Annotated in this window: 4 protein-coding genes; all 4 read right to left on the reverse strand. The window is 35.2% G+C overall.

Annotation, left to right across the window (positions count from 1 at the left end):
- Nucleotides 1–318, reverse strand: a 318-nt coding sequence (locus tag ENL20_00005; GenBank protein HHE36943.1) for a hypothetical protein, incomplete at its 3' end; no start/stop codon positions are given.
- Nucleotides 319–370: 52 nt separating this feature from the next.
- The gene (locus tag ENL20_00010; protein ID HHE36944.1) at nucleotides 371–571 is read right to left on the reverse strand and encodes an addiction module toxin, HicA family; all 201 of its coding nucleotides are present in this window, start codon (nucleotides 569–571) and stop codon (nucleotides 371–373) included.
- Complete coding sequence (locus tag ENL20_00015) at nucleotides 568–789, reverse strand: type II toxin-antitoxin system HicB family antitoxin (protein HHE36945.1); 222 nt, start codon at nucleotides 787–789, stop codon at nucleotides 568–570. Before ENL20_00015 ends, ENL20_00010 begins: the two co-directional genes overlap by 4 nt.
- A 281-nt stretch (nucleotides 790–1,070) precedes the next feature.
- A complete protein-coding gene (gene glgP / locus ENL20_00020; protein HHE36946.1) occupies nucleotides 1,071–3,623 on the reverse strand; it encodes an alpha-glucan family phosphorylase in 2,553 nt (850 codons plus the stop codon).
- Nucleotides 3,624–3,625 lie beyond the last annotated feature (2 nt).

Here is a 3,625-nt window from a genome sequence, read left to right on the forward strand (position 1 = left end):
ATCTGTAAGTAATCTGTGCAAACCAAAAACCGGATTTTTTTCCGTTAGATAATGATGTGCTTCCGCAAAAACCAGGTTAGATTTTTCCTGCTGATACTTTTTGATCACATAATGGAAAATCTTATCGAGCAGGAGAATCCCATTTAATTCCCCGGCTTTGACTGTTTTGGATGGATTTAAAATGATGTCCCTTTTCGTATTTATTTCCTGAACGAGTTTTCGCAATATCCGGTAATTCGGAAAAGAGAAATTTCCGGATTTATCGAAATAGAAATTTTCTAATTTATATTTTTCTTTGGCTTGTTTTGTTATCAGCATTTGTGTACCTGATGAATAGCAGAAAAATGAAAAGTTTTTCCAACAAATATTTTCAAAATTTGCTTAATTTTATTATAGGATCAATGCCCAGATTACAAATCTTTTTAGCAAGAATATCCTTGATCTCATTATGCCTGGGAACAGCGGATCGTTTATTCAGTTTTGGATTTAGCCACCAGGAATGTCTTGCTTCTTCCCGCAGAAATTTACAGTTATTCTTCCGAAGATATTTTAATAGTGCAGTTCTTTTCATAAAGCAATCGGTTCTTCGCTAAAACCTTCACCTGCTGTAGAAATTGCATCTTTTTTATTAAATTCGAGTGCTTCTTTCAAAGTAATTTTCAGGCTTTCTAAAAGTTCCTCTCGTGTTGATTCCTGACAATTTACTCCCGGAATCTCTTCGATCCAGCCAATCCAGCAGTTTCCGTCTTTTTTTGTGATGGCTGTGTAATTAAAATTTTTATGTTGTATTTCTTTAACTGAATGATTCAAGCCGATTTTTTTTTGAAGATATTTATAATCGTTAATAAATTTTTCCCATTCTTTGAAAGGAACCAATACTGCTGTTTTCTTACCTTTATTATCCGTTAAGTATTGAATTTGCATATCCATAATTTCTCCTTATTTCTTTGAAAATAAATTAATTATGGTAGTTTTTTATGTCAAGATTTGAATCATCATATCTTTGCGAAAATTCTTTCCTTAGAATCTCGGGAAGATAATTTTCGCAAAGTTCAATCTAAAATATTCAATTAAAAGTGCCATTTCCCATATTCATAAAAATCCTTCAAACAACACGATTTCGGTTTGATCCTGACATTAAAGCTCTGTTTTCCGGAACCTTGAATTTTGAAATGTCCTTCAAAAATTGCGATGTTGTTTTGTCTTTCTTCGAAATAAAGAGGTATGGTCTTAAAATCATTTTCGCTGATCATGTAAAAAACTTCCACCTGAACCAGGTTTTCGGAAATTCCGTCCAAATCGATCTTTGCTTTGATATTAACCATTTCTCCGCTGTTTAAAGTTAGATTTTCCTGCGTGTTTGATTTAAGTTCGAGGAATTTAACCTTACTCCACGATTTAGAAATCTCTTTTTCCATTTTCAGTAATTTGTGCATTTCTGCAAAATTGTTAGCAGAAAGTTTTCCGATATTTTCTGCTCCCGGGAGATAAAATTCATATAAATATTCCTCGAGAACACGATGCATATTGAAATTTTTTCCAACATCAAAAATCGATTGTTTCATTTTCTTGATCCAGTTCCTTGGAATATCGTTCTGATCGCGGTTATAATATATTTCTAAAACTTCATTTTCCAGAAGTTCATAAATTTCATTGGCTTCCAGTTTTTCACGGATTTCCAGATCGGAAATATTTTCACCCGAAGTAATTGCCCAACCGTTTTTCCGATTATAACATTCATCCCACCAACCATCGAGAACGCTCAAATTCAGTGCTCCGTTCATTCCTGCTTTCATTCCTGATGTTCCGCTCGCTTCCAGAGGTTTGATCGGATTATTGAGCCAGACATCTACTCCCTGCACTAGATGACGGGCAATGTTCATATCGTAATTTTCGATGAAGACAAATTTATCCTCGACCTTGTTTTCCCGGGCAAAATCGATGATCTCCTTGATCATTGCTTTACCTTTTTCATCAGCAGGATGGGCTTTGCCGGCAAAAATGAACTGGATAGGTCTGGTTTCATTATTGAGAAGTTTTAGAATCCGCTCTTTGTCCTTCAAGATTAAATTTGCTCTTTTATAAGGAGCGAACCGACGAGCAAAACCGACGATCAAGTGATTATTGTTCAAAACATTATTGATCCCGATATTTGAGGATGTTGTTCCTCCTTTGTGGATCATACTATCCTGCAATTTACTCCTCATAAAACTGATCATCTGTTCTTTTCTTGATTGATGTGCTTCCCAGATCTCAATATCGGGAATAGCGAAAACATTTTCCCACAAAGTCTTTTCTTCTGCTCGATGACGGTAATCTTCTCCCAGATAGCGATCAAAAAGCTGAGTCATTCTCCGACTTAACCAGCTTTGCAGGTGAACTCCATTCGTAATCGCTCTGATCGGCATTTCTTTCTCGAAAAGTTGAGGATAGATCGGATGCCACATTTCTTTGGAAACCTGGCAGTGAAGTTTGGAAACTCCATTGATATATTTGGAAAAACGGATTGCCAGAGCCGGGAGAGAGAATTTGTCATTTCCCTTTATCAGGGCTGATTTTTTGAATTCTCTGAAATCCATTCCGATCGAGTGAAGAATATCGGAAACATAGAATTCAACTGGCTTCAGATCAAAAGTTTCATTCCCGGCAGGAATCGGAGTATGGGTTGTAAAAACCGTACTCGCTCTTACAATTTCCTTTGCTTCTTCCGATTCGAATTTCTCCTTCAAGATCAGATTTTCCATTCTCTTTAGAATGATGAAAGCGGAATGACCTTCGTTCAAATGAAAGATCGTTGGTTGGATCTGCAGTTTTTTTATCAATTCCATAGAACCGAAACCGAAAACAAGTTCCTGCAATAGTCTCATTTCTTTATCTGCAACATAAAGATAATCCGTAATTTTTCTGAATTTTTCCTTATTTTTTTTGTGGTTGGAATCTATCAAATATAATGGAATTTTTCCAACTTCAATCATCCAGGTATTCAGATAGATATTTTCATTATTAAGTTTTATCTTGATCTCAATATTTTGTCCGTTCTCATTTTTCAATTTTTGAACAGGTTTGGAATACCAGTCATTTTCCTGATAAAATTCTTCCTGTTTTCCTTCAATATTGATCTTCTGGAAAAAGTAGCCGTAACGATAAAGAATCCCGAAAGCAATGAGAGGTAAACCCATATCTGATGCAGCTTTGAGATGATCTCCGGCTAAAACACCCAATCCTCCTGAATAAATAGGCAAAGATTCATGCAGACCAAATTCCATCGAGAGATAAGCGATCTGCAGATTTTGATCGAACTCTTTTTTAATTCCATTTTTGTCGGAAAAATGACCTACGAAGTTGAGATAATTTTTATACCTTTTATAAACTGCTTCCAATTCAAACAAAAATCCTTTATCTTCTGAAAGTTCCATTAACCTTTTTTCTGGTATTCTCTGCAGAAATTTCACCGGATTATGATTGAATTTCCGGTATAATTCAGGATCGATCCTCAAAAAAAGACGATATGCATCAGAATCCCAGGTTGACCATAAATTCTGCGATAATTCAGACAATTTTTCGAGATTTACAGGCAATTTCGGTTTAACATAAAAACTCTTGAAATTTATGTTAGTTCTCATTA

The sequence above is a fragment of the Candidatus Cloacimonadota bacterium genome, assembly GCA_011372345.1.
Taxonomy (GTDB): domain Bacteria; phylum Cloacimonadota; class Cloacimonadia; order Cloacimonadales; family TCS61; genus DRTC01.

What these genes read in the sequence shown, in the direction of transcription:
- ENL20_00010 (HHE36944.1), bottom strand. Translation starts at nt 571, where the DNA reads ATGAAAAGAACTGCACTATTAAAATATCTTCGGAAGAATAACTGTAAA.
- glgP (HHE36946.1), bottom strand. Translation starts at nt 3,623, where the DNA reads ATGAGAACTAACATAAATTTCAAGAGTTTTTATGTTAAACCGAAATTG.